Origin of the sequence: Aeromicrobium sp. (assembly GCF_036676885.1) — a bacterium.
Classification (GTDB): domain Bacteria; phylum Actinomycetota; class Actinomycetes; order Propionibacteriales; family Nocardioidaceae; genus Aeromicrobium.
The window spans coordinates 1-6305 of record NZ_JAKFCB010000045.1 but is presented as its reverse complement, the minus strand read 5'-3'; the positions used below and the strand labels follow the sequence as shown (position 1 = coordinate 6305).

At 68.7% G+C, this 6305-nt stretch carries 4 protein-coding genes and 1 pseudogene; 3 read left to right on the top strand and 2 right to left on the bottom strand.

Annotated elements, in window-relative coordinates; translation table 11 throughout:
• The 3 genes and pseudogenes from V6M46_RS02540 to ispG form a co-directional block, all read left to right on the top strand.
• Positions 1-510: pseudogene (locus V6M46_RS02540) on the top strand (1-deoxy-D-xylulose-5-phosphate reductoisomerase); the annotation flags it as partial.
• On the top strand, positions 507-1805 hold the full coding sequence (locus V6M46_RS02535) for a M50 family metallopeptidase (protein WP_332662194.1): 1299 nt from the start codon (positions 507-509) through the stop codon (positions 1803-1805). The pseudogene V6M46_RS02540 and the gene V6M46_RS02535, both read left to right, overlap by 4 nt.
• Positions 1802-2947: a flavodoxin-dependent (E)-4-hydroxy-3-methylbut-2-enyl-diphosphate synthase gene (gene ispG / locus V6M46_RS02530; RefSeq protein WP_332662193.1), complete on the top strand. Its 1146-nt coding sequence runs from the start codon at positions 1802-1804 to the stop codon at positions 2945-2947. Before V6M46_RS02535 ends, ispG begins: the two co-directional genes overlap by 4 nt.
• A gap of 48 nt (positions 2948-2995) precedes the next feature.
• On the opposite strand, the gene V6M46_RS02525 is transcribed toward ispG, so the two are convergent.
• Entirely contained in the window at positions 2996-4684 is a 1689-nt protein-coding gene (locus tag V6M46_RS02525; RefSeq protein ID WP_332662192.1) for a M20/M25/M40 family metallo-hydrolase, read from the bottom strand.
• Positions 4685-4699: 15 nt separating this feature from the next.
• Positions 4700-5917, bottom strand: a complete 1218-nt coding sequence (locus V6M46_RS02520) for an acyltransferase family protein (protein ID WP_332662191.1) — start codon at positions 5915-5917, stop codon at positions 4700-4702.
• Between the last annotated feature and the right edge of the window lie 388 nt (positions 5918-6305).

Sequence of the window (6305 nt, the reverse complement as noted above, 5' to 3'; positions counted from 1 at the left end):
ATCGAGGCCAACCTGCTGTTCGACATCGGCTTCGACCGCATCGACGTCGTCGTGCACCCGCCGTCGATCGTCCACTCGATGGTCGAGTTCATCGACGGTGCCACGATGGTCCAGGCGTCTCCGCCGGACATGAAGCTGCCGATCGCGCTGGGCCTGGCGTGGCCCGACCGCGTGCCCGACGCCGCTCCGGGATGTGACTGGACGCAGCCGGCGACGTGGGAGTTCTTCCCGCTCGACGACGAGGCGTTCCCGGCCGTCAGTCTGGCGCGCAAGGCGGGCACGTTCGGGCGTACGGGGCCCGCGGTGTTCAACGCCGCCAACGAGGTGTGTGTCGACGCATTCGTCGCCGGCGACTTGGACTTCCTCGGCATAGTGGACACGGTGGGCGTGGTCCTCGACGAGCACCTCGGCGATCCGGACGTCGCCCGCCAGGATCTGACCCTCGACGGCGTGCTCGGCGCCGATGCATGGGCCCGCACCCGGGCCGCGGAGCTGGTGGAGAAACGATGAACGCACTGATCTACACCCTCGGTGTCGTCGCGTTCATCATCGGCGTGGCGATCTCGATCGGCCTGCACGAGCTCGGCCACATGTACCCGGCCAAGAAGTTCGGCATCAAGGTCACGCAGTTCTTCGTGGGATTCGGCAACACGGTGTGGTCCGTCAAGCGCGGCGAGACGGAGTACGGCATCAAGTCGATCCCGCTCGGCGGCTACGTCAAGCTCGTCGGGATGCTGCCGCCGGCCAAGGACGCCGACCCGCACGAGGTGCGCAAGACCAACACGGGCCTGTTCACGCAGCTGATCTCGGATGCCCGCACCGCCGAGTACGAGCACGTGGAGGACGAGGACCTCGACCGGCTGTTCTACCGCAAGCCGTGGTGGCAGAAGCTGATCGTCATGGCCGGCGGGCCGACCGTCAACATCATCATCGCGATCGTGCTGTTCACGATCGTGTTCATGGGATTCGGGGCGCTGAAGCCCTCGACGACGGTCAACACGGTGTCCGACTGCGCGATCAGTGACGCCGAGGCCGGGCGCACGTGTACGTCCGAGGATCCGATCACTCCGGCCAAGCAGGCCGGCCTGCTCCCCGGCGACCAGATCACGTCGTTCAACGGCACGAAGATCACGTCGTGGGATGAGCTGACCGAGCTGATCCGCGACAACGGCGCCCGCGAGGCGGCGATCGTCTTCGAGCGCGGCGGCCGCGAGCGTGAGGTCAAGGTCGCGACCTTCGTCCTGCCGCGGGCGGCGATCGACGACCCGACCAGGACCGTCAACGTCGGCTTCCTCGGTGTCACGCCGACTCAGGAGATGCAGCGCCAGGGTCCCGGCTACGTCGCGTCGACGATGGGCACGTACATCGAGGGCACAGCCGTCGCGATCGCCCATCTTCCGCAACGCATGGTCGATGTCGCCAAGGCCGCCTTCGGCGCCGACCGCGACCCCGAAGGACCCATCAGTGTCGTGGGCGCGAGCCGCGTCGCCGGCGAGATCGTGACGGTCGACGACCCGACCTGGTCCGAGCGGGTCCAGCGGATCCTCGTGCTGCTCGCAGGGCTCAACCTGTTCCTCGCGATGTTCAACTTCATCCCGCTGCTGCCGCTTGATGGCGGCCACATCGCCGGCGCGCTCTACGAAGCGCTGCGCCGGGGAGTCGCCAAGCTGCGGGGCCTGCCAGACCCCGGATACGTCGACGTCGCCAAGATGCTGCCCGTCGCGTACGCCGTAGGTGCCCTCCTTATGCTGATGAGTGTGATTCTGATCTACGCCGACATCGTCAACCCCGTGAAGCTGTCATGACAGAGCTCGGACTTCCCGCGATGCCGCCTCCGGTGCTCGCACCGCGACGCAAGACCCGCAAGATCAAGGTCGGCACGGTCGACGTCGGTGGCGACGCACCCATCTCGGTGCAGTCGATGACCACGACGCTGACGTCCGACGTCAACACGACGCTGCAGCAGATCGCCGAGCTCACCGCGGCCGGCTGCGACATCGTCCGGGTCGCCTGCCCGAGCCAGGACGACGCCGACGCGTTGCCGGAGATCGCCCAGCACTCCAACATCCCGGTCATCGCCGACATCCACTTCCAGCCCAAGTACGTCTTCGCGGCGATCGACGCCGGTTGCGCTGCGGTCCGGGTCAACCCCGGCAACATCCGCAAGTTCGACGACCAGGTCGGTGCCATCGCCCGCGCGGCCAAGGACGCCGGCGTCTCGATCCGCATCGGCGTCAACGCCGGCTCGCTCGACAAGCGCATCTACGAGAAGTACGGCAAGGCCACGGCTGAGGCGCTCGTCGAGTCCGCGGTCTGGGAGGCTTCGCTGTTCGAGGAGCACGACTTCCACGACTTCAAGATCTCGGTCAAGCACAACGACCCCGTCGTGATGGTCCAGGCGTACGAGCAGCTGTCGGCGCGTGGCGACTGGCCGCTGCACCTCGGCGTCACCGAGGCCGGACCGGCGTTCCAGGGCACGATCAAGAGCGCCACGGCGTTCGGCGCACTGCTGAGCCAGGGCATCGGCGACACGATCCGGGTGTCGCTGTCTGCCCCGCCGGTCGAGGAGGTCAAGGTCGGCCTGCAGATCCTGCAGTCGCTCAACCTCCGTGAGCGCAAGCTCGAGATCGTGTCGTGCCCGTCGTGCGGTCGCGCCCAGGTCGACGTCTACACGCTCGCCGAGGAGGTCACCGCCGGCCTCGAGGGCATGGAGGTGCCGCTCCGTGTCGCGGTCATGGGCTGCGTCGTCAACGGACCGGGGGAGGCCCGCGAGGCCGACCTCGGCGTGGCGTCCGGCAACGGCAAGGGCCAGATCTTCGTCAAGGGCGAGGTCATCAAGACCGTGCCGGAGTCCAAGATCGTCGAGACGCTGATCGAGGAAGCCATGCGCATCGCCGAGGGCATGGAGCCCGTCGAAGGCGGTTCACCCGCCGTCACCGTCAGCTAGCAACGGCGCTTCGGGGCTGTCCCCGGTGCCGAGAGCCCACGTGGGAGCTCAGGTTCGGGGCACTTGCTCCTTGCGCTCGGGCGTGTCACTTCTGGGTGGACCGAGCCGCCCGGTGATCAGCAGGAGTTGGGGCAGCAGACTGCCCAGCAAGAGCATCAGGACGGGCACCGCGACCAGGGGTCCATTCTCGACGTTGATGGCCTCGAGGATGAGCAGCGGAACGGCGATGACGAGTCCGGGGATCGCGGCGAGCGCCAGCAGTCCGGCGCGCGCCCATGGGTGGCTGACCCAGGCTGCGACAGCCAGGGCGGCGATACCGCCGAGCAGCGGCCAGAGTGCGACAGCACTGAACAGTGGCTCCCCGATCGCGAGCAGCAGGGCCAGCAGTGTCCACCACACCAAGGAGCCGGCGGCGAGCGCCGGGGCTCCGAGCCGGCGGGCGAGCCAGTGGCAGGCTGCGACGAAGGCGAGCCCGGCGACCGCGCCGATCGCCGCCATCGCCGTCGTACTCCCGTCGAAGTCGGGGTACTGGCGCGTCTGCTCAGACTCCGGATTCAGCCCCAGCAGCAGCTGCCACGCTGCCCAGGCGAGCACGGTGAGGGCCCCGCCCATGCCCGGGGCCACGAGCGTGCCCCAGGCGAGGTGCGGAGCGCTGACGAGGCGGCGCCGCCATGCGCCCCCCACGACCACCAGGAATGCGACCGCTGCGATGACGGCCAGCGCCTGGGCCAGCCACACGGGGTATGACACCAGGCCCAGCAGCGGAACGGAGAAGAACACGCGGTCGCTGTCGGTGATGCGCGCCGCGCTGAGGTCGAGGTTCCCGAAGTGCTCGGCCAGCGCCACCATGGTGTCGCCGTGGTCCTGCACCACACCGGGGTCGATGGCGGCAACGTTGTCTCCGGGCTTGTGGTAGCGCACGACATGGCCCTCGGTCAGGAACTCCGCGGCCACGATGCCGGCCGGAGCGAACGCGGCGAAGTCGTTGCCGATGCGGTCGCGGTCGGAGGTGTTGAGGGCGGAGTTGGTGAAGATCGGCAGCGATGCGTCGGCGAGCTGGTCGACGAGCCAGGCGTCCCCAGGGGTGGTGGTGCGCATCTCGGTGCCAGCGCTCTCGGGAAGCCCCTCGAACACGAAGGCCACTGCGACGCGGTCCGCGTCGGGGTGGTCGTCGACGTACGCCGCGATGCCAGTCTGCCCGTTCTCCTCGCCATCGGTGAACAGGAAGACGACGTCGTTGGACAGCGATTCGCGCGCATGCAGGACGCGCATCGTCTCCAGCATTGCGGCGACTGCCATCCCGTTGTCTCCTGCGCCGGGGCCGTTTGGAGTGGAGTCGTAGTGGGCGGTGATGAGGACGTCTCGGTCGGAGCTCGAGGTCCCGGGCAGGCGGGCGATGACGTTTTCGGCGCCACTGCTCTCGTCGAGCTGCACCTCCACCGGCAGGTCGAGCGCCTCGGCCTGCACCGTGAGGTAGTCGCGGACCCGCTGCTGCGCCGCCGATCCGATCGGGTGAGGCTCGGCGGCTACGACCTCGAGATCCTGCATCGCCCGGTCCGCCGAGAAGGTGGTCGCGGTGGTGTCGGCGCGTTTGGCATCCGGAGGGACGACCAGACCCGCGGCGAGCAGAGTCGTGACGATCAATGCGGCGGCCAGCACGAGACGCGTGAGCCACGTGGCCGCTCGAGGGCTGTGCGTGCTTCGAACAGCCGGTCGGTCGTGATGAATGGTGCCCATTCGAGATTCCTCCCTTCAGAGGACGCGGCCCATTCCGGGGGCGCGCTTGATGAGCAGCCAGGCCAAGGCGAACGACCCGGCCATGCTGCCGCCGGCGACGAGCAGCGCTTTGATCTCGGCGGTGAGTGGCAGCGGCCGCAACGCGACGGCCAGCCCGATCAGGACATAGCCCTGCAGCATGAAGGCGCCGTAGGCGCTGCGGCTCACGGCCGGGCGTGCCCAGCGCAGCGGGCGATCGAGGTGCCGCTGGGCGACGGCGAGCAGCCACACCGGGCCAACCACGGCCATGGTGCTCTCGAGCGTGGTGAACGCCAGCGCGTCCAAGTTCAGGCCGCCTTTCCAGGCGCTCTCACCCTCGAACGCCCCGGTGCTGGCGCCGTAGGCCATGAAGGCGCCGAATGCGACGCCGGCCACGAGGGTCGCGGTGCGGCACCGGCGGCGCACCAGGTCGGGGATCGCCGTCAGCCACCCCTGTCGGGAGGCCACGACGCCGAGGCCGAACATCGCCAGGCACTGGGGCCACTGGTACATGTTCAGGTCGACGAGGTACTCGTCGCCGTCGTACTCGTACACCAGCCGGATCAGGAACGTCGTGACCGTCACCGCGAGGGCGAGCAGCAGCAACCCGCCCAGGCTCACGCGGCGTCGCGCGAGCAGCCCGAACCGGCCGGGCCGCCGGCTGCGCCACCGGGTCCATCCGGTGTAGCCCAGCGAGAAGATCAGCAGTACTCCGACGAACCACATCACCCCGGCGTCCAGACCCCAGCCGCCCGAGTGGGTGAAGTCGTACCAGTACGACGGCGGCGTCTCGCCGGGCGGATGGATCGGGTACATCAGCGGCGGCCACAAGACCAGGACGAAGACCGCGAACGGTATGCCGAGCCGCAGCAGCCGGTCCCGGGCGTAACGTCCCGGACCCTTGCGCTCCAGCGAGCCCGGGGCCAGGAGTCCAGCGACCAGGAACAGAAGCGGGATCATGAACAGCGCGAACGGCCCCACCAGCGCCAGGAGCCCGATGGTCGTGGCGTCGGCCAGCGTCGTCTCACGGATCTCGGAGTAGGGCCAGATCTCCCCGTCCGCGTAGCTCGCGATGCCGTGGCCGGCGATGATCGCGGCCACCAGGACGACCTTCAGGTTGTCGAGGTAGAGCCGGCGGTGCGCCGCCCACGCCCCGACCGCGAGACCGCGCTCGCCGGTCGCGGACTCGGGACGATCTCGAAAGTTCTTGTCCACCGTGGCGTACCTCCAACCCAGGATTCATGCACCAGGTTCTGTGACGAGCAGAGCGCTTCCCGCCGCGAACGGCCAGAGCAGTTCGGCGGAGACTCGGGGGACGTAAGTCCCCCTGAGACACCTACCTGGTGTCAGCACTCCTCGCGGTGAGGCTCCTCGGAGGTCCAGCGCGCACCGGGCCGAAGTCACGGTCGACCGTGCGTAGGCCCCTTGCGTCGTAGGCTTGTCCCAAACTCCCGAGGAGGCGCTGTGCTCAAGACGACGTCGCACGTCCGTTCGCTGACGACGTCCGACCTTCCTGAGCTGTACGCCCTGCTCGACCGCGATCCGCTGGTCAACCTGTTCGTCCGCAATCGCGTCGACGCGACCAAGCTGCAGACCCGGTGGC